At 67.5% G+C, this 18,281-nt stretch carries 20 protein-coding genes and 1 tRNA gene; 18 read left to right on the forward strand and 3 right to left on the reverse strand.

Annotated elements, in window-relative coordinates; genetic code table 11:
• The first annotated feature begins 697 nt into the window (after positions 1-697).
• The 3 genes from ACZ52C_RS08565 (at position 698) to ACZ52C_RS08575 (ending at position 3,673) form a co-directional block, all read left to right on the forward strand.
• Positions 698-1,264 (forward strand): hypothetical protein, encoded by a 567-nt coding sequence (locus tag ACZ52C_RS08565; protein ID WP_469073984.1) that lies wholly within the window; start codon positions 698-700, stop codon positions 1,262-1,264.
• Positions 1,261-2,712: a hypothetical protein gene (locus ACZ52C_RS08570; RefSeq protein ID WP_469073985.1), complete on the forward strand. Its 1,452-nt coding sequence runs from the start codon at positions 1,261-1,263 to the stop codon at positions 2,710-2,712. Before ACZ52C_RS08565 ends, ACZ52C_RS08570 begins: the two co-directional genes overlap by 4 nt.
• A gap of 172 nt (positions 2,713-2,884) precedes the next feature.
• Complete coding sequence (locus ACZ52C_RS08575; protein WP_469073986.1) at positions 2,885-3,673, forward strand: NUDIX domain-containing protein; 789 nt, start codon at positions 2,885-2,887, stop codon at positions 3,671-3,673.
• On the opposite strand, the gene ACZ52C_RS08580 is transcribed toward ACZ52C_RS08575, so the two are convergent.
• Entirely contained in the window at positions 3,657-4,664 is a 1,008-nt protein-coding gene (locus ACZ52C_RS08580) for an XRE family transcriptional regulator (protein ID WP_469073987.1), read from the reverse strand. The genes ACZ52C_RS08575 and ACZ52C_RS08580 overlap by 17 nt on opposite strands.
• A gap of 852 nt (positions 4,665-5,516) precedes the next feature.
• On the opposite strand from ACZ52C_RS08580, the gene ACZ52C_RS08585 reads away from it, so the two are divergent.
• From ACZ52C_RS08585 to ACZ52C_RS08650, 14 genes are all read left to right on the forward strand, one after another.
• Positions 5,517-5,810 carry a hypothetical protein gene (locus ACZ52C_RS08585; RefSeq protein ID WP_469073988.1) on the forward strand — a complete coding sequence of 98 codons (294 nt, stop codon included), beginning with the start codon at positions 5,517-5,519 and terminating at the stop codon, positions 5,808-5,810.
• A complete protein-coding gene (locus tag ACZ52C_RS08590; protein WP_469073989.1) occupies positions 5,807-6,136 on the forward strand; it encodes a hypothetical protein in 330 nt (109 codons plus the stop codon). The genes ACZ52C_RS08585 and ACZ52C_RS08590 overlap by 4 nt, the downstream gene beginning before the upstream one ends.
• Positions 6,136-6,510 (forward strand): RRQRL motif-containing zinc-binding protein, encoded by a 375-nt coding sequence (locus ACZ52C_RS08595; protein ID WP_469073990.1) that lies wholly within the window; start codon positions 6,136-6,138, stop codon positions 6,508-6,510. The genes ACZ52C_RS08590 and ACZ52C_RS08595 overlap by 1 nt, the downstream gene beginning before the upstream one ends.
• 43 nt (positions 6,511-6,553) lie before the next feature.
• A complete protein-coding gene (locus ACZ52C_RS08600; protein WP_469073991.1) occupies positions 6,554-7,618 on the forward strand; it encodes a hypothetical protein in 1,065 nt (354 codons plus the stop codon).
• Positions 7,619-7,827: 209 nt separating this feature from the next.
• Complete coding sequence (locus ACZ52C_RS08605) at positions 7,828-8,328, forward strand: hypothetical protein (RefSeq protein WP_469073992.1); 501 nt, start codon at positions 7,828-7,830, stop codon at positions 8,326-8,328.
• Positions 8,329-8,346: 18 nt separating this feature from the next.
• Positions 8,347-8,898, forward strand: a complete 552-nt coding sequence (gene traA / locus ACZ52C_RS08610; protein WP_469073993.1) for a plasmid transfer protein TraA — start codon at positions 8,347-8,349, stop codon at positions 8,896-8,898.
• Between the two features lie 54 nt (positions 8,899-8,952).
• A complete protein-coding gene (traB, locus tag ACZ52C_RS08615; RefSeq protein ID WP_469074180.1) occupies positions 8,953-10,977 on the forward strand; it encodes a plasmid transfer protein TraB in 2,025 nt (674 codons plus the stop codon).
• Positions 10,978-11,158: 181 nt separating this feature from the next.
• Positions 11,159-11,467, forward strand: coding sequence for a hypothetical protein (locus ACZ52C_RS08620; RefSeq protein WP_469073994.1), 309 nt, complete (start codon positions 11,159-11,161; stop codon positions 11,465-11,467).
• Between the two features lie 17 nt (positions 11,468-11,484).
• Positions 11,485-11,940: a single-stranded DNA-binding protein gene (gene ssb, locus ACZ52C_RS08625; RefSeq protein ID WP_469073995.1), complete on the forward strand. Its 456-nt coding sequence runs from the start codon at positions 11,485-11,487 to the stop codon at positions 11,938-11,940.
• Positions 11,941-12,030: 90 nt separating this feature from the next.
• Positions 12,031-12,930, forward strand: a complete 900-nt coding sequence (locus ACZ52C_RS08630) for a deazapurine DNA modification protein DpdA family protein (RefSeq protein WP_469073996.1) — start codon at positions 12,031-12,033, stop codon at positions 12,928-12,930.
• Complete coding sequence (locus ACZ52C_RS08635) at positions 12,927-13,865, forward strand: bifunctional DNA primase/polymerase (RefSeq protein WP_469073997.1); 939 nt, start codon at positions 12,927-12,929, stop codon at positions 13,863-13,865. The genes ACZ52C_RS08630 and ACZ52C_RS08635 overlap by 4 nt, the downstream gene beginning before the upstream one ends.
• Positions 13,866-14,050: 185 nt before the next feature.
• On the forward strand, positions 14,051-15,217 hold the full coding sequence (locus ACZ52C_RS08640; protein WP_469073998.1) for a DUF3631 domain-containing protein: 1,167 nt from the start codon (positions 14,051-14,053) through the stop codon (positions 15,215-15,217).
• 197 nt (positions 15,218-15,414) lie between these two features.
• Positions 15,415-15,624: a helix-turn-helix transcriptional regulator gene (locus tag ACZ52C_RS08645; protein WP_328223872.1), complete on the forward strand. Its 210-nt coding sequence runs from the start codon at positions 15,415-15,417 to the stop codon at positions 15,622-15,624.
• The gene (locus tag ACZ52C_RS08650) at positions 15,621-16,979 is read left to right on the forward strand and encodes a tyrosine-type recombinase/integrase (RefSeq protein WP_469073999.1); all 1,359 of its coding nucleotides are present in this window, start codon (positions 15,621-15,623) and stop codon (positions 16,977-16,979) included. Before ACZ52C_RS08645 ends, ACZ52C_RS08650 begins: the two co-directional genes overlap by 4 nt.
• Before the next feature lie 179 nt (positions 16,980-17,158).
• Here the strand turns inward: ACZ52C_RS08650 and ACZ52C_RS08655 are convergent.
• Positions 17,159-17,240 (reverse strand) — tRNA-Tyr (locus tag ACZ52C_RS08655).
• Between the two features lie 166 nt (positions 17,241-17,406).
• Between ACZ52C_RS08655 and ACZ52C_RS08660 the strand changes: the two genes are divergently transcribed.
• Complete coding sequence (locus ACZ52C_RS08660; protein ID WP_215448505.1) at positions 17,407-17,895, forward strand: YajQ family cyclic di-GMP-binding protein; 489 nt, start codon at positions 17,407-17,409, stop codon at positions 17,893-17,895.
• Between the two features lie 85 nt (positions 17,896-17,980).
• Here ACZ52C_RS08660 and ACZ52C_RS08665 read toward each other — a convergent pair whose 3' ends face one another.
• On the reverse strand, positions 17,981-18,247 hold the full coding sequence (locus ACZ52C_RS08665; protein ID WP_469074000.1) for a GlsB/YeaQ/YmgE family stress response membrane protein: 267 nt from the start codon (positions 18,245-18,247) through the stop codon (positions 17,981-17,983).
• Positions 18,248-18,281: the final 34 nt, after the last annotated feature.

Consider the following 18,281-nt stretch of genomic DNA (forward strand, 5'->3'; position numbering starts at 1 on the left):
CAAGGACGGCAGCACCGGTGGTCACTGGAGCCGCAAGGTACGGATAGAGGCAGACTGCCGGGACTACCGCCAGCGACAGGACTATGGGCACGTAGATCACCAATCGCGCGAGGCGGCCCTGTGCTCGCGCTCTCCGACCGCGTAGGGTCATGACAACACCTTCTTTCCTCGTTTGCCTCGGGGTGCAGGTGTTGGAGCGGCCTCCCGATAGCGCGGGGGGCCGCTCACTGCTTTGTTGTCAGCTTGGCTGATCGCCTGATGCTGCCGCGAACAGTTCGGCACCTGCCGCATTGTCGACACGGCAACTTGGCGCGAAGCGTTCGATCACGAAGCGTTGCACTCGCGGCCCACTCCAGGGAAGTGCGTCCAGGACCCGTGGCGGAGCCACAGGGGGTAGAGAGGGTGCTCGCCCCGCTTCCCATGCAGGTCGGGGCGAGTGCAGCCATACCAGGCAAGCAATAAGGAGGGTTAAGAAGTTGTCTGAAAAGCGACCAAACCTCCCACTGGAACCAGTCGCCGTTCCGCGCATTCGTTGCAGGTCGGAAGGGATCGCCCACCTCTCGCAGAATCGATCTACTTGCGCAAGCCCTGCCCACCATTGGCTTCAAGTGCACAGCCACAGGCCAAAGCATCACACAGAGTGAGATTGGTTGACGCTCTGATGACAACAGGCTGCATGCGCTAATACCTTGATCCCATGGCGGCAGGTGAACAGCAGCAGGAGAAGGGGCGCGAGGGCGCCTACTTCGCTCGCGAGTGGCTTGAGAGCACCACACGCGTCCATGCACCGTGGGTGGTCTATGAGGCGCCTCAGATGACCACGCTCACGCTACTCAACGGGGAGCACGAATCCTGGGACCTGGCCGGCTACTTCACCAACGAGAAGAAGAACCAGTTTTACGCTGAAGTGAAGGCGTACAACAGCGACAACCAGGGCCCCAAATATCGCGAATACCTGACTGACTGCTACTCCGCCACAGCTAAAATGATCAAAGATGGAATAGATAGAGAATGTGAGTTCATGTGGATCACGTGGCACCCATTCTCCATGGGGGCCTGGACCAAACTTTGCGACGCTGAAACCATAGAAGCGGCAGTCCAGCAGTATCCTCATAAGCTTGGCGAAGATACGTACGATCCCGAGATCGGAAAGAAGGTAGCTGACAGACTGTGGCTCATCGTCCTGTCCGACAGGCAGGAAGAACTGATGATGAACCGCGAATACCTCGGCCATATTCGCGCATACATCACCAGGGGGGTGTGACCGTGCAGAACGTCGATTCTCAAATTCAGAACGCATTGCATCAATCTTCCCCTGAGGCCGCAATCCGCGACGTCAAACACCTCATGGCGCGCGAATTGCAAGCGCTGGATCCCAAGACAGAGATCAAGTCAACAGAATACTTCAATCACACCTTCGTCCCGGATTTCGTCCTCACTTGGGGATCTGGAAGCGAAAGGCCGTCGCGAGATGTGTATCTGCGATTCAACATCGACGCGCCACTGATCCAACGGGATCTTATAAGCCTGCACGAAGAATCACCGGCCTTTATTTCCATCGCTGGGAGCGCCCTGCAAGGCGAGCAAACAGAGACGATCGCAGCCGATTATGACGAATGCCTGCTTTCCAGCGCCGCCACCCTGGAAAAGATCTCCAACGAGGACTCTCGCACGCCTATTACGCAGATGCTCAAGTCATCACTCCTTCAGGGCGGAAAAGGGTACCTAGTTGGCAATTCGGCAAATATGGTGCAGCGAGCCGTATCGCGCGCGGACTCCGCCCTAACGAACCTGAACTCGGCCGAGGTGGATGACACCGTAAGGGCGATGAATCGCCACTTCGCACGCGGGTTCTCAGCACGGATTGAGCGAGTGATGCAGGTGCTTTGGGTTAGCCAAGGCGGTGAGGCCAGTGAGTTTCCTGGGACTTTAGAATCGCGAACCGCCCTCTCCTCCAACGAACTCATCGAGATCCTGCCCTTTCTTCTCTCCTTGGAAGATATTTCCGACATCGAATTCTGGAGAAACCTGGGTGAAAATATCAACCTTGGACTCCTTCAAGACCTTGAGCAGTGGCCAGAAAATTCGAACCTAAATCTTCTCATCAACGCAAACTTGGATCGCATCAAGACAAAAGGAGTAGCACTCGATAGGGTCGAATTCAATCTTTTCGACGATCCAGACGCACCGCCATATTGGCACATCCAAGACTCACAGCTTCATATGCGCTGCTCTGAAATCGACCTCAGATTCGTCGACGACAGGCGCAAGACGGCGCACCGCAGTGATATCGGACGGGCGCCTCAGTGGTTTGAGATCGAGCGGCGACTTGACCAATATGGGATTGAGGGTGTCGAGTTTGCATCCCCGGGAAGTAAGGCACACATCAAGAGCAGCACTACAGACGGACTCCGTAACTCGACAGACGTACGCGCATTGTCGAAGGCGCTCGGAAAATTGGCGCGAGTGATCTCAGTAGAACTTAGACTGCCAAATTCGCGCGACAACGTAGAAATCGACTTTGACCGGTCAGCGGTAGACGCAGTAGGTTCAGCCCTGAGTCCGCATTTGCTTGCCCATCTGGGTCTTGATCTCCTATATCAATCCTCGCAAAAAACACTCGAAGACCTCAGGGAATTTGTGACCGTGGAAGGCAGTCTGCCCTGGTGGAGGGAAAACAGGGTGGAACACTCGACTGGGGAATCGGGCTAATACCCCGCATGGGCAAGCGCAGTAGGTCGAGAGTGGCGCGCGCTCGGAGTGTGGGATGCGACGGCCCGCACAGTTCAGGGGAGACCATGTCTCCCTCGGTGAGGCCAGAGGCAGTGTGGCTGGTGCCCACTACGCTGGTGTGCACCACCTCAGATCGGAGAGTGCTCGGCGGATGGGACCAAAGACGGCGAAGACCTACGAGACGATTCGTGCACGGCTCGCGTCGGGCGAGTACGCCCCCGGCGACAAGATGCCCTCGGAGCGGACACTCGCCGAGGAACTTGGGATCGGCCGGACGGCACTGCGGCAGGTGTTGGCCCGCCTCCTGTCAGAGGGCGCCCTCGAAGTTCGCGGCCGGAGTTCGTACCGGGTCCCTGGCGGGGTGAGCGTCAAGGCCCCTGAGGGACTGGAGCCGTGGCGCATCCACGGCGAACGGGATCTCTACGACAACCCTTGGGTCAAGCTTCAGCTTTGGGACGTTGAGCCGCCTGGCGTGGAACGGTTCGAACATCACGTAGTGAAGCTGCACCACGTGGCCATCACCGCAGTCCTGGACGATCAGGAACGTGTGCTGATGATGTGGCGATACCGGTTCGTCCCGCAGCAATGGGGTTGGGAACTTCCCGGCGGCATCGTGGACGCCGGCGAGGACCCCGCCCACACGGCGCTGAGGGAGCTCGTAGAAGAGACCGGTTGGCGGCCGAAGACGCTGGAACACGTCATCACGTATCAACCCATGATCGGCATGGTCGACTCACCTCACGAGATCTTCGTGGGCCACGGCGCCGAGCAGGTGGGATCGCCGTCGGATCTCGAAGAGGCAGGGCACATCGAATGGGTGCCCCTTGCCGACATTCCAGGGCTGCTGGCGCGCGGCGAGCTGATGGGCTCCGGCACCCTCGTTGCCCTGCTTCACATCCTGGCGAGCCGGGGCAAGCAGGGGATTACAGCCGCTCACTGAGCAGGTCGACGCGGCGCCGCTGACGCACGGAGCCGGTACGGCTCGCCAACAACCGCGCCTGCCGGAGGTGCGTATTCGCGTCGTCGTACTCATCTCGCGCCAGGTGGGCCTGTGCGAGATCCGTGTGCAATCCGGCCTTCGCTCGGACGAAGGTCGGATCTGCCACGTCCAGCGCTTCGTAGAGGCTGGTCACCGCATCGTCGTCACCAAGCAAGGCGAGGACGTTTCCGCGCCATCGGGCCAGGTGCGCACTGTTGAGGAAGATGCTCAACATGTCCGGGTCACGGTCCACAAGGCCCGTCGGTACGGTCGCACCGGCTGACTCAAGGGCGCGTCGGCAGTCGTCCGGCATTCCGGCGTGGGCGCACATCTCGGCCTCAGCTGCGTACAGCCACGCCCGAAGGCGGGGTGATCCGGCTTGCCCGAGGGACCGCTGTGCGTCCCGGATCAGCTCCACTCCGAGCGCTGGCCGACCGGCCTCGCACAGCACGTACGCCTGCTCTGCCATGGCGTGAGCGAGGTACATGGGCGCCTCAGCGTCGCGCGCCGCCCGCTTCGCCACCTCGTAGTGCCGCCAGGCTCGTTCCACAGCCCCGGCGTCGATTGCCTGCCATGCAGCCATCGTTGACGCTCCGGCGAGGGCGAGGGCCACGGGGCGGCGAGTGTGAGGCAGTACGGCGAAGCTCAGCGCGTCTTCGAGGGCGGCTAGGTGCCCCGTCACCTGGTCAACAAGGCTGGCTGCGCCCATTCGACGGTCCATGGTTCGCAGTAGCTCGGTCTGGTCGTTGAACGCCTGCACCATGGATTCGTCGACGCTGCTCGCTAAATCAATCCTGCTGAGAAGTTCGTCGTATCCGTCGGCCACCGGCAGGGAAACCGCAGTTGGGCCACCCCTCAGCTCCGCGTCCGTCACGCCCATGAGCTGTCGCAGGATCACCGCGTATCGATCCGAGATCGAGCGCTTGCCGTTTTCCCACTCGGACACGTACACCCGCAAACTCGCGGTCGACGCAACGTCGGTGACATGCCGTCGGGCGTACTGCTCGATCTCGCGAACCAGTCGCTCCTGAGACCAGCCACGCGCCGTTCGCGCGCTTCGAAGTCCTGTACTCACAGGCCACCGCCCGGCGATAGGTCCACCCACTGACCTCACCAGCATGCCTCATATCACCGCAGGTCAACAGGGGTTAACAGGACGAGAGTTAAGCCCTGTTGGCTACCGGACCCCTGCCTCGAACTGTCTCCTTGAAGTGCGCCAGGGCGAGCAACTCCCGCCCGAATCAACGAAGCCTCTTGACTCTGGTGCGCACCAGATGCAATCTACTGGTGCGCACCAGATTCGGGGGTGACTCCGATTCACGGCTGCACGCAGCAGGACCCCGTCGGGCTCGCTTACACGCGGTTCGGGCGGCAGGGGAGACGTAGAAGTCCGTCGTCTTCACGGATCGATCGGTGTCATCGGCTAAGCCGTTGGTCTGACCCTCGGGCATGGGACCCAGGGACCGGATCGCGGGGATCCCGGTGGTTGGGCTGCACCCGGTCCATGACACCCGTGAGGGAGGGAGGCCACTCAGCGAGTGACGACTGAGTGGCGCGGTGACCGAGCGCCGGCCAAGGGAGGCGGAGCGAGGCGCGTAGGGAGCCGTGAGACGACGTGGCGGGGTTTCCCGTCACTCGTCATGCGGGCAGGGCGCTGGCTCAACGTCGGTGGCCTGCCCGTTTGATGAGGGCTTTCGAAGGTCCCGCCCGCACCGCTTCCGGTGCGGTTCTTCCCCTACGGCACGAACCCCGTTGAGGCATCTCCGGGCGCGTTCGGGCCGTCCCATTGTGAGGAGAGACGCCCATGAAGTACCTCGTTGCCGGCCGTGAGGCCGTCACCGCGGCGGAGTTCGCCGAACTGGCGCTGGGCACCCCGGTTGAGCTGTGGCTCGGGGTGGAGGGCGAGTCGGAGCAGGAGCGCGCGGCGCGGCTGGACGCGGCGCGGGACATCCTCGCCGACCCCGAGTACCGGGAGCTCCCGGACGACTTGGTTCGGCTGGCCGCGCGGGTGGTCGACGACCACCCCGAGCTGTTCAACGTCGTCCCGCTCGCCCGTCCCGCCCGCCGCCGTCCGGCACACCGCGGGGTCGCGGCATGAGTGAGGGTCTGACGCTGGACGGCCTGGCCGTGCCGCTGCGGGTGCTGCGGCTGCTGGCCGCCGACTTCGGTCACCTGCCCGCGCCGGATGTGGACGTGTCGCCGATCTTCCCGGACCGGCTGGTGTTGAGGTTCCACCACGACCTGTCCGCCTTCGAGGTGTGGCGGGAGGTGCTCGCCATCGCTTCGGACGATGTCGAGTACCGGGAGCAGAGCCAGGGCCGTACGCGGGTGCTGAAGGCGTCCATCGAGTACGCGGGCGCCGTGCTGGAGTTGATCGGGTACGGAGACGTACAGGCTCCGGTGCCGGTCGGGGCGTCGGTCTGATGGCGGCGTGGGGTAAGTGCTTCGACCCGAACGGCGCCCGCTTCGGCATACCGACCTACCCGTGGCGGTGCGCTCCGGACGGGCTGGTGACCCGGCGGCAGTTACGGGCCCGTGGCCTGCGCCCCGGTGGTCAACCGGTCGTGGCGCAGATCCTCCGGCCGCGCTACCGGCGCGGTCCGCTGGTCGCCTACCTCTACCGGCTCGACCTGGCCAAGCCGGTCCGCCCGATGACCGAGGCCAAGCGCCGCGCGCTTCAGTGCGCGATGCGGGCCCGCCGGACCTGCCCGCAGTGCCGCGCGGAGGCCGCCTACGTCATCCCCGCCTCGCTCGGGGTGTGCGTCCCCTGCGCCTACCCCGAGTCGTCCGCAGCCTGACCGGCCCCGGTCGGGCCACCTCCCGTTGAAGGAGTCGAGGAAGATGAAGCATCCCCCGGAAAGGGCCCTGACCTGGGGCCAGATCACCCTGCTCGTTGCTGCGGCCGTGCCGATGGTCGGCTTCGGTGCGGTGGGCGCGTGGGGTACGTACACGAACATCGCGTCTGTGTTCCACCGGTCGGCCACCGCGCTCGGTGTGGTCGCGGCCGGCGAGGGCGCCACGCTGGTGCTCGCGCTCACCCTGGTCGGCCTGACCGCCCTCGGGCAGTCCTCCCCGGCGGCCGTACGGATCGGGCTGTGGGTACTGCCCGCGGTCGCCTCGCTGACCGGTATCGCGGTCGCCGAGTCCCTGCGGGACAAGGTCATTTTCGCCGTCACCCCGATTGCCATGTCCGCGTCGGCTGAGGCGCTGGGGTTGCTGGCACGCCGGATTGTGGTCTACCGCACCGGGGTCGACGCGGAAGCGCAGCGCAGGAACGCCGCCGTCATGCAGAAGCTCGCCTATCACCGGGCCCGCGCGGCGAACCACCCCGACGAAAAGGCTCGCGCGGCTTCGGAGTTGGAGTCGTGGGACCTGGCCAAGAAGGTCGGTGTGGGTGACGCCCTGCTCGGGGCTCACCTGGTCGATGTCCAGCGCGGCCGGATGACGGCCGGTGCGGACGCGGCACTCGCGGGCATGTTCGACCTGCCCGTCACACCCGCGTCGCCCCCCGCTCTGCCCGTGACGGACGCCCCCGAGCCGGCCGCGATCGAGGGTGGCAGCGTCACGGGCGTCACGCCTGGTGTGACGGAGGAAGACACGCAGGTCACGCCTGTGCCGGAGACCGTTCCGGGGGAGGGCGTCACGCCCGTGACGGCACCCGTCACACCCCCCGTGACGCTGGACGAGATCGCCGCCGTCGCCGGGGTCCCCACCCCGGTCGCGGGCGAGGCGCTCACCGACGCACAACTCGTCGTCGTCCTGCGGCACCTGCGCTACTCCGATGACCCGCCGCTGTCGTACCGGCAGGCGGTTGCCGCGTTCCGCGAGGGCGGGTTCGTGGGCGGGGAAGGACGCGTTCGTAAGGCGTGGGGCTCGCTGATGTCCCACGAGGAATCCGGCACCTGACCGCATCGTCCGGCACACATCAATGAGGGCCAGCCCAGGGAAAGTGGGCTGGCCCTCGTTGCGACTGCCGGAAGCAGTCGACACCAGTGAAGCAGACCCGGTGAGCCCCGGCGAGCGGCACGTTCGCAGACCCGGCGCGGCAGACCCGGTGAGCTTCCTCTTCGCGCACCACACCACCCCAACTTCCCGTCTGATCAAGGAGATTGGCTGTGTCCAGCCGTACCCGTGCCCGCCGCGTGAAGACCACGGCGGGCGTCCACACCGTCCAGATCCCCCGCCAACGCGGACGACGCGGCTCCCAGCCGTTCGTGATCGTCGTCCCCGAACGCCCCTCCCTCACCCGCGAGGCGCTCGGCTTCGTCGGCCGTGGGCTGTGGGCCGGACGGCGCGGCCTCGCCCCTGCTGGCCTGGCCGTCCTCGCGTTCGTCGCGACCGGTCTCCTGCACCTGAACGCCTGGTGGTCCGGTCTCATCCTCGCCCCACTCGCCCTAGCGCCGCTGGCGTGGGTCCTGGTCATGCAGCGTCGCCGCCCGGCGAGCGGCAGCGCACTCGGCTGGCGCATCGCCCTGGCCGCGCTCGCCACGCTCACCGCCGGATGGATGGCTCTGGCCACAGGGTTCGGCCCGCTCGCCGGGCCGCTGCCGGTGCTGTGGCTGCTCATCTGGGCCGCCGCTCAGACCACCTGGCTCGTCGTCCGCCGCACGCACTGACCTGGAGGGCATCGTCTGATGGCAACCCCGACCCGCAACCACAACCGCAACCGGACCAACGGCAACGGCGCGGACAAGGGCAACAAGTTCACCAACGCCGGCGCCGCCGCCGGTGGCTTCGTCGGCGCCCTGGGCGGCTCATTCGTCCCGCCGATCAACCTCACCGTGAACAACAACAAGGGTGCCGCGCGTGCGGGCCGTGGCCGGTCGCGCGCCGAATCGCTGCTTCCCGCGCCGGAGTTCACCTCCCCGGCGCTGGTGCGGAACTACTGCAACACCCTGCGCGCCGCCGCCGTGACGCTGTCGATCGAGGTCGCGATGGGCGCCGAGATCATGAAGGGGGTGCTGGCGGCCGTGCCGGACCCCGAGGGCCGCACGTTCGGCTCGCGGATCCGGGCGGCGAAGGTGGCGCGCAAGATGCAGCGGTCCGCTGACGCGCTGCGGGACGCGGCCAAGAACGCCGCTTCCTGCTACTCGGTCTTCCAACAGGAGTTCGAGGAAGAGATCAACCGTGTCCGTCACCGTGCCCGGAAGCCTCAGCAGCCGGTCATGGACTGGACCCAGCAGTAAGGAGGATCCGGCATGGCACGTGACGACAACGCGGTGATGACCCACCCCGAGGGCATGACCGGCTACCTGATGCAGCCGCAGGGCGGACCGGAGAACGGCAGTGTCCGCGCGTATCTGCTGCACCGGGCCAAGCCGCACATCCCGCCGTGGCTCGGCTGGGCCGGTACCGGCCTGGCCGGCGCCCTCGGCCACTGGCGCTGGCCCGACAGCGCGGCGGCCGGTGTCGGCCTCACCCTCACCTCCGTGGCCCTGACCGGCGCCACCTGGCTCATGGGCAAGGCCACCACCAAGGGACGGCGCATCCACTCCGCCGCCACCGTCGCGGCCGGCACGGCGTGGCTGACGGCCGCGTGCCTGGCGGGACCGATGGCCGGGCCGGTCGACGATCTGTTCCTGATGGGCGGGCCCGCGCTCGCCCTGTCCTGGAACGTGCGCATGGTCATCCGCCACAACCCCGAGGGCGCCGCGACCGGCAGTCCGGATGCTGGTCTGCTGGCGAAGGTGGGGCTGGCGCGGGCGCAGATGGGGGCGGCGAAGGTGGAGCCCAACCGGGTCACCGCGCCGCTCGCGCTGGACCCCGGCGAGCAGACCAACGACGACGTCACCAAGGCACTGGCCCGGATCGCGTCCGCGCTGGACCTGCCGAAGTCCGCCGTCCGCTACCACGCCGACCCCGACTCCGAGCGACGCGGTGACCTGGTCATCGTCCCCGAGGACATGCTCGCCGCCGTCGTCGACTGGGAAGGACCCTCGAACCTGGGCGGTTCGATCGCCGATCCGCTGGTCATCGGCCGCTACGACGACGGCGCCCCGCTCACCCTGTGGCTCCCCGGCGACCCGGAGACCAAGCGGAACTCAACCCACCTGCTCATCGCGGGTGGCACCGGTTCCGGCAAGGGCGAGACCGCGCTCAACCTGCTCTCGGAGATCCTGTCCCGCCGGGACGTGATCGTGTGGTTCTCCGACCCGAAAGCCTTCCAGGACTTCGCCCCGCTCCGGCCGGGCCTGGACTGGAGTGCCGAGGGCGGCACCGACACCGAAGTCATGGTGGAAACGGTCAAGGCCGTCATCCCCGCCCGCACCCGGTGGCTCGGTGCCCACGGCTACCGCCAGTGGGTCCCCGAAGCCGCCGGGGTGCAGAACGACCCGGAGCACTCGTGCCGCTCCGACCGGCAGGCGTGCGGCTGCGAGGGCATGCCGTTCCTGGTCGCCTGGTTCGAGGAAGCCGCCAACACCCTCCGCGCGCTCGGGGACGACGCGTTCACCGGCATCGCGCAGGAAGCACGGTCGGCCGGTATCTCGCTGATCGTGTCGCTTCAGCGGCCCTCGTACGACCAGATGTCCACCTCCACCCGCGCTTCCCTGCCGTCCGTGATCGCGCTCGGCTGCGACCCGCGCGACGAAGGATTCTGCCTCCCGGACGAAGTCCTCGCAGCGGGCGCGCACCCTGGTGCGTGGGGCAACCGGCGCCCCGGCTACTGCTACACCGTCTCGCCGGGTATCCCCGAGGACCGCTACCCCTCACCGGGCCGCACCCTCGCCTTCCCCACCCGCGCGGTCAAGACCATGGAACAGCTCGCCACCTGGGCACAGCGCAACGGCGCCACCGCCGACCCCATCACCGCCGGAGCCGCAACCGGCGTCGCCGGCCGCGCCTACACCGGCCGCCCCACCCCCGGCGACGACACCCAGCAGCCGGCCGTACTCCGGGCCGTCGCAGAGGAGGACGAGATGGACCATGGCGGGTTGCTGGTCGACCCCGAGGACAGGGACATCGACCCCGACGCGGAACTCCCCGAGCCGGAAGCCGGCGACGACGCCCCGATCTTCGGGCAGGACACCGGCCGCAAGCCGAAGCCGGCGGAAGCGCGCCGGCTGTTCGCCGAGGCCCTCGCGGAGTTCGAAGCCGAGGGCCGCATGGTCGTCGGTCCGAAGGACTTCAAGGACTGGTGCGAGCGGCACAACCTCTCCCGCCCCTGGGTCTCCGAGCGCCTCGTGGAGGCGTACCGGGAGGGCCGGTTGAGGGAGACGAACACGACCGGCCGGTGGCGCATCGTCCCCCTGTCGGTCGCGGCCTGACACCCGCCTGACGCCTGACACCGTCAGGGCCGTCTGACACCCAAAACCCTAGGCAAACCCGGTGTCAGAAACGCGTGACGCCCCGGCGTGACACCCCCTGACACCCCACACCTGACACCCCTGCGGGCCCGCACCACACCTTGTGGTGCGGGCCCGTACGCGTTCCGAAGGGAGCACACCCATGGCACACCGCGACCCGCCCGGACACCTCGCCCCGCACATCCCCGCCGACGACTACAACCGCGCCACCGCCACCGGAGCCCCCGTCGTCATCGTCGTCCACCCCACCACGCCGACGACCAGCATCCCGTGGCGGCGCATCCTCACCGTGCTCGCCGTCGCCGGGGCCGCCGCCATGGGCGGCTGGGGACTGGTCGTGGCCGTCTGCGCGCTGCTGGACGCCACCGCCCACGCCGTCACCGTCATCGCGACCGCCGCCGGACCCCTCGGCATCGGCGGCATCACCCTCCGCCTCACCCGCAAGCACTGACCTCGAAAGGACCGTTCATGTCGTTCGGAGAGACCCCCATCACCCTCGTCGGCAACCTGACCGACGACCCCGAGCTGAAGTTCACCGAGGGCGGCGCCGCGCTCGCGAAGTTCACGATCGCCGTGACCCCGCGCAGCTTCGACCGCAACAGCAACCAGTGGAAGGACGGCACCACCGCCTTCTACCGCTGCGCCGCCTGGCGACAGCTTGCCGAGCACGTCGCCGAAAGCCTCGCCAAGGGCTCGCGCGTGGTCGCGTCGGGGCGGATGCGGCAGCACGACTGGACCACCCCCGAGGGCGACAAGCGTTCCATGCTCGCCGTCGAGGTCGACGACATCGGCGCATCCGTCCGCTTCACCACCGTCACCGTCAACGCCCGCAGGGCCCCGCAGTCCGCTCCGTCCGGTGACGACGCCTGGGCCAAGACCGGCACTCCGGCCGGCTCGCAGTCCAGCGACGAACCCCCGTTCTAGCTGCGCCAAGGGCGGCCCCCACCTCTCGCCAAAGAACGCGGGGCCGCCCTTGTCCACCAGACCCTCAACAGACCTGTGGAGGTCTCCAGCATGACGCAAGCCACCCGCATCGGGCGAGGACATCCCCAGCCCCACTCACACGCCCTGGCCCGCGCCGGCCAGGAGCTCCCGGCCGCGCCGCCGGCGGGGATGCGGTTCTACCTGACCACCCACAAACGCCACTGGGTCAAGCTCACCGACAAGCCGCTGTTCCTGAAGTCCGAGCACTTCGTGAACGCGGCCAAGCTGTATCCGGCACTCGGCCCGTACGCGGTGGACTCCGGCGGGTTCTCGGAACTCCAGCGCAACGGCCGCTGGACGCGCACCCCCCGCCAGTACGTGCAGGATCTGCGGCGCATTTGGGAGCACGTGGGCCCCTATGACTGGGCCGCACCGCAGGACTGGATGTGCGAGGACCTGATCATTCATGGCGGTAAGGCCGGGCCGAACGTGTTCGTCGGCACGCACCTGAGCGTTGCCGAACACCAGCGCCGCACCGTCGCCAACTTCCTCGAACTGCGCTCCCTCGCCCCGGACCTGCGCATCGCTCCCGTCCTTCAAGGCGACAACGTGCCGGCATACGAGCGGTGCGTGGAGCTGTACGAGAGCGCCGGGGTGGACCTGCGGGCCGAACCCGTGGTCGGGTTGGGCTCGGTGTGCCGGTTGCAGTCCACCCGTCAGGGCGCCGCGATCGTCACCGCCATGGCCGCCCACGGCTTCAAACTCCACGGCTTCGGCTTCAAGACCCTCGGCCTGGAACGCGTCGGCCACCTGCTTGCGTCGGCTGACTCCGCCGCCTGGAGCTACCACGCCCGCAAGCGTCCGCCGCTGCCCGGCCACCTACACAAGAACTGCGCCAACTGCTTCGACTACGCCATGCGCTGGCGCGAGCGCGTGCTCCGCACCGTGTCGACCAGCACCCGCCCCGCGCAGGACGGGGGCGAGGTATGAGCGAGGTCATCAGCGTCGTCGACATCCCCGCCGTGGACCTGGGCTGCCTGCATCTGCTCGCCGCCGCGCTGTGCTCCGCAGAGCGCGGCTGGCCCGTCATCCCCCTGCACCCCGGCACCAAGCGCCCTGCCGGACACCCCGAACGCTCGTGCCCCGGCACCGGGCGCTGCCAGGGCGGCCACCGCACCCCCGAGCAACGCGCCACCCTCGCGCCCGAGCTGATCCAGGCCGCATGGGCGCAACGGCGCTACAACGTCGGCATCGCGACCGGGCCGGCCAGTCTGCTCGTGATTGACCTGGACGTGTGCAAGCCGGAAGAGGAAGAAGGAGCGCCTGACGGCGCCGCTTCGTTGCAGGCGCTCTGCGAGCGCGCCGGCAAGACCCTTCCGGCCACGTACCGGGTGCGGACCCCGAGCGGGGGTTGTCACCTGTACTTCACCGCCCCGGCTGGCGGCCGGTTGAGGAACAGCGTCAACCGGCTCGGACCGCACATCGACACCCGCGCGTGGGGCGGCTACGTCGTCGCCCCCGGCAGCACCACCCCCCAGGGCGCCTACGAGGTCACCGACAACAGCCCCGTGGCCCCGCTGCCGCCCTGGGTCGCCGCGCTGCTTGTCGAGCCGTCCAGGCCCGCCACGGTGTCCGCCCCACTCCTGATCCCCGGACAGGGAACCCGCCGAGCCGAGGTCGCCCTCGAACGCGAGACGGAAGCCGTCCGGGGAAGCAAGGAGGGCGGGCGTAACGAGCGGCTGTTGGCGGGCGCCCGCGCCCTGGGGCGGTTCGTCGCTTGGGGCGAGATCACCCGAGACCGGGTCGAGGAGGCTTTTCAGGGGGCGGGGGAGGCGGCCGGACTCACGGCCACCGAGTGCCGGGCCACCATCCGCAGCGCCCTGGAGTGGTCGATCCGCACCGCCCGGCCCCGGGAGGCCGCGTGAACACCCGCCCCGCCCCTGAAAAGCCTCCCACCCCACCGACCAGCCGACCGCGCCCGCATGCCCCGGCCAACGGCTTGGGCCGTGGCAAGAGGGACGACGGCCGCAAGGCCGTCCTTTCAGCTCTTCCCCCCGACCCGCAGCAGGCCACGCCTGCTCGGGAGCTCCCAGAAAGGGAGGACCGCCGCATGAGTGAGGCGACCCCCACCACACCCGCCATCGACGGGGCCGCGCTGCTCAACCACGTCGAAGCCTTCCACCGCCGCTTCAACGTCTTCCCCACCGAAGCCGCCTACGTCGCCGTCACGCTGTGGGACGCGCACGCCCACCTGCTCGACGCGTTCGACTCCACCCCCCGGCTCGCGTTCCTGTCCCCCGAGCCGGGGTCGGGGAAGTCGCGGGCACTGGAAGTCGTCGAAACGCTCGTGCCGCGCTCCATGGCCGCCGTGGACGCGTCCGCCGCAGCGCTCTTCCGGTCCGTGTCCGGTGTCGACGGAGGGCGGCCCACGATCCTCTTCGACGAGATCGACACGATCTTCGGGCCGAAGGCAGGCGAGAACGAACAGCTCCGGGGGTTCATCAACGCCGGCCACACACGCGGGCGGGAGATGTACCGGTGCGTGGGAGACGGCGCCAACCAGCAGGTACAGGGGTTCCCTGCGTACTGCGCCGTCGCTGTCGCCGGACTCGGCAACCTCCCCGACACGATCATGACCCGCTCCGTCATCATCCGCATGCGCCGCCGGGCCCGCAACGAAAAGGTCGAACAGTTCCGCACTCGCATCCACGTGCGCGAGGGCAACCAACTCCGAGACCTGCTCGCCAAGTGGGCCGAAACCGTTCAGAAGCAGGTCACGGACGTGTTCCCGGAGATGCCCGACGGCGTCGCCGACCGGCCCGCCGACGTGTGGGAACCGCTCATCGCGATCGCGGACGCGGCCGGCGGGGACTGGCCGAAGCGGGCCCGGGAAGCGTGCCTGACGCTGGTCAAGGCCTCGCAGATCAACGACAAGGGCAGCATCGGTATCCGCCTGCTCACCGATCTGCGCGACCACGTGATGAGCGGCATCGACCGCCTTCCCACGGTCGCGATACTCGACCGGCTCAACGCCCTCGACGACGCCCCATGGGCCGATCTGAACGGCAAGCCGCTCGACAACCGGCGACTCTCCCGAATGCTCTCCGAGTACGTCACCACCGACGGCGACCCCATCGCGCCCCGCAACATCAAGACCGGCGGAAGCGTCCTCAAGGGCTACTACGCCACCGATCTCCACGACGCCTGGCAGCGCTACTGCCCCCCACCCCCGGAGAATCCGCTACCTCCGCTACCCGGCACCGAAAACATGGTCTGACCAGCAGTAACGGGGTAGCGGCAAACGCCGCGCGAGCCGCTACCCCAACGCTACTCATCCGCTACCGCTACCCCCATCCGCTACCTCCAGCAGGCCCCTGACCTGCGAGGTAGCGGAGGTAGCGGAGGTAGCGGACTTCCCAGAGGGGGCCAAGAGCCCCGTACTCCTGCACGCTTCGACTCTCAGGAGATCTCACCGTGACTGCCGCTTCCCGTCGGCGCCGCGCCCCTGCTGACGAGTGGGTTCCGCTGTCCGACGCTCTCGACGAAATCGGCATAACCCGCGCCACTTACTACCGCTGGCGAAACCGTGGCTACGCCCCGGAAGTCCGCCGGCTCCCGAACGGCCACCTCCGCATGCGCCGCAGCGTCCTCGACGCGTTCCTGAACGACCTGGAGGTTGCGTGACCGAGTGGAGCTACACCGTACGAATCTGGGCCATTCGCAAGCGGCCGTACCGCAAGCCCTATCAGCTCCGTTGGCAGGTCGGCACCCGTCCGCACTCGGAGTCGTTCCTTACCTCTGGGCTCGCCGAAAGCAGGCGGGCCCAACTCGTCACGGCGACGCGCGAGGGCGAACCGTTCGACGTGGAGAGCGGGTTGCCCAAGTCGATGGTCCAGAAGGAGAAAGACATTCCCTGGTACCAGCACGCTCGGGACTACATCGAGATGAAGTGGGACCACTCCCCCGCGACCACCCGCAAGAACCTCGCCGAGGCCATGGCCACCGTGACCCCCATCATCGTCAAGGACACACGGGGCATGGCCGATCACCGTCTCGTGCGGCGCGCGCTCTATAGCTGGGCCTTCAACGTCAAGCGGTGGGACGAGGAACCCCCGCCGGACGTGAAGGAAGTACTGGCGTGGTTCGAGCGGAAGTCGCTCCCCGTTTCGGCCCTCTCGGAAAAGATGCTGGTGCGTCGCGCCCTGAACGCCTGCTCCAAGCGGATGGACGGGAAGACCTCCGCAGGGTCCGTGATAGCCAGGAAGCGAGCCATCTTCCATCAGGCACTCGGCTACGCAGTCGACGCCGAGATGCTGGCAGAGAACCCCATGCACGCACTCCAGTGGAAGGCCCCCGAGAAGGTAGACGAGGAAGTCGACCCCGAGTGCGTGCCTGATCCGGAGTTGGCGGAACGGCTCTTGGCCGGCGTGCGCGCGCAGGGGGCCCGCGGGCGCCACCTGGAAGCGTTCTTCGGCTGCATCCTCTACTCAGCCGCACGCCCCGGCGAAACGGTCGGTCTGCTGGTGTCCGACGTTCATCTGCCCCGTCGCGGATGGGGCCGGATCATGCTCCGCGAAAGCCGTCCGCGAGCCGGCCGACCGTGGACTGACTCCGGCGAGGCTCACGACCAGAAGGGGCTCAAGCACCGTTCCCGCAAGGCCGTTCGGCCCGTGCCCATCCCGCCCCGGCTCGTGGCACTCCTGCGGTGGCACATCACCGTCCACGGGGTCGCCCCCGACGGCCGGCTGTTCCGTACGGCGCGCGGCGGCATGGTGCAGGAGAGTGGCTATGGCGAAGTGTGGGCGAATGCTCGGCAAGAGGTGCTGAGTCCGCAGGAGTGCGCGACGAAGCTTGCCAAGCGTCCATATGATCTTCGACACACGGCCGTGTCCACGTGGCTCAGCGCTGGAGTGGAACCGCAGATCGTTGCGGCCCGCGCCGGACACAGTGTGGCCGTCCTCTTCCGGGTGTACGCCAAGTTCCTACGGGGCGGGGACGATGCCGCCAACGCGAAGATCTCCGCCCGTCTGGACGGCTGACCCCACACCACCCCCATAACCCCTGGTCGGGGCTGAAATCCCCGTCCACGCCCCGTCCAGAACTACTGGTAGAGAGCGAGAAAGTGCGAGGCACGGTGAGACAGTCCACCCGTCTCTCGCCGCACACACAGACGGCCCCTGCGCTGCGTTTTCGCAGCTCAGGGGCCGTCTTTTCCACGTGGCGGCGCCAGGATTCGAACCTGGGTAGGCTAAGCCGACGGATTTACAGTCCGCTCCCATTGGCCACTCGGGCACACCGCCTGGGATTCGTCGTCCTTCGAACCGCTTTTCGGCGGCGCTCCGTGGCGACGTCGTAAACGATACCTGATGCTCGGGGGTGCTTCGCCACCTGATTGATCAGTGCTCCCGGGGGCGGTGTGGCTAGGCTTGTCGCCTCCCGATACACCGATACAAGGAGCCACAGCACATGGCCGACTCCAGTTTCGACATCGTCTCGAAGGTCGAGCGGCAGGAGGTCGACAACGCCCTCAACCAGGCCGCCAAGGAGATCTCCCAGCGCTACGACTTCAAGGGCGTCGGCGCCTCGATCTCGTGGTCCGGCGAGAAGATCCTCATGGAGGCGAACAGCGAGGACCGGGTGAAGGCCATCCTCGACGTCTTCCAGTCCAAGCTGATCAAGCGCGGGATCTCCCTGAAGTCGCTGGACGCGGGTGAGCCCCAGCTGTCCGGCAAGGAGTACAAGATCTTCGCGTCGATCGAGGAGGGCATCTCCCAGGAGAACGCCAAGAAGGTGGCGAAGATCATTCGTGACGAGGGTCCCAAGGGCGTCAAGGCCCAGGTCCAGGGCGACGAGCTCCGCGTCAGCTCCAAGAGCCGCGACGACCTCCAGGCCGTGATCGCCCTGCTCAAGGGCAAGGACTTCGACTTCGCGGTGCAGTTCGTCAACTACCGGTGACGAGCGGTAGCCAGAGCCCGTACGACGAGGGGTGGGCGCCGGGCGGGGTCGCCCGGCGCCCACCCCTTGTGCGGGTGAGGCGCGGTCAGCGGCGGGAGTGGCCGAACAGGATGCGGTAGGCGATCAGCAGGACCAGGGAACCGCCGATCGCGGCGGCCCAGGTGGCGCCGTCGTAGAAGTTCTCGGAGATCGGGTGGTCCAGCCAGCGGGCGGAGATCCAGCCGCCGATGAAGGCGCCCGCCACGCCGATGAGGGTCGTGACGATGAAGCCGCCCGGGTCCCGGCCCGGCAGCAGGAACTTGGCGATGGCGCCGGCCAACAGCCCCAGAACGATCCAGCCGATGATGCTCATGCCGTGCACCTGCCCTTTCGTGCCGTACCTGTGC

It is taken from the genome of Streptomyces sp. NPDC034049 (genome assembly GCF_055575575.1).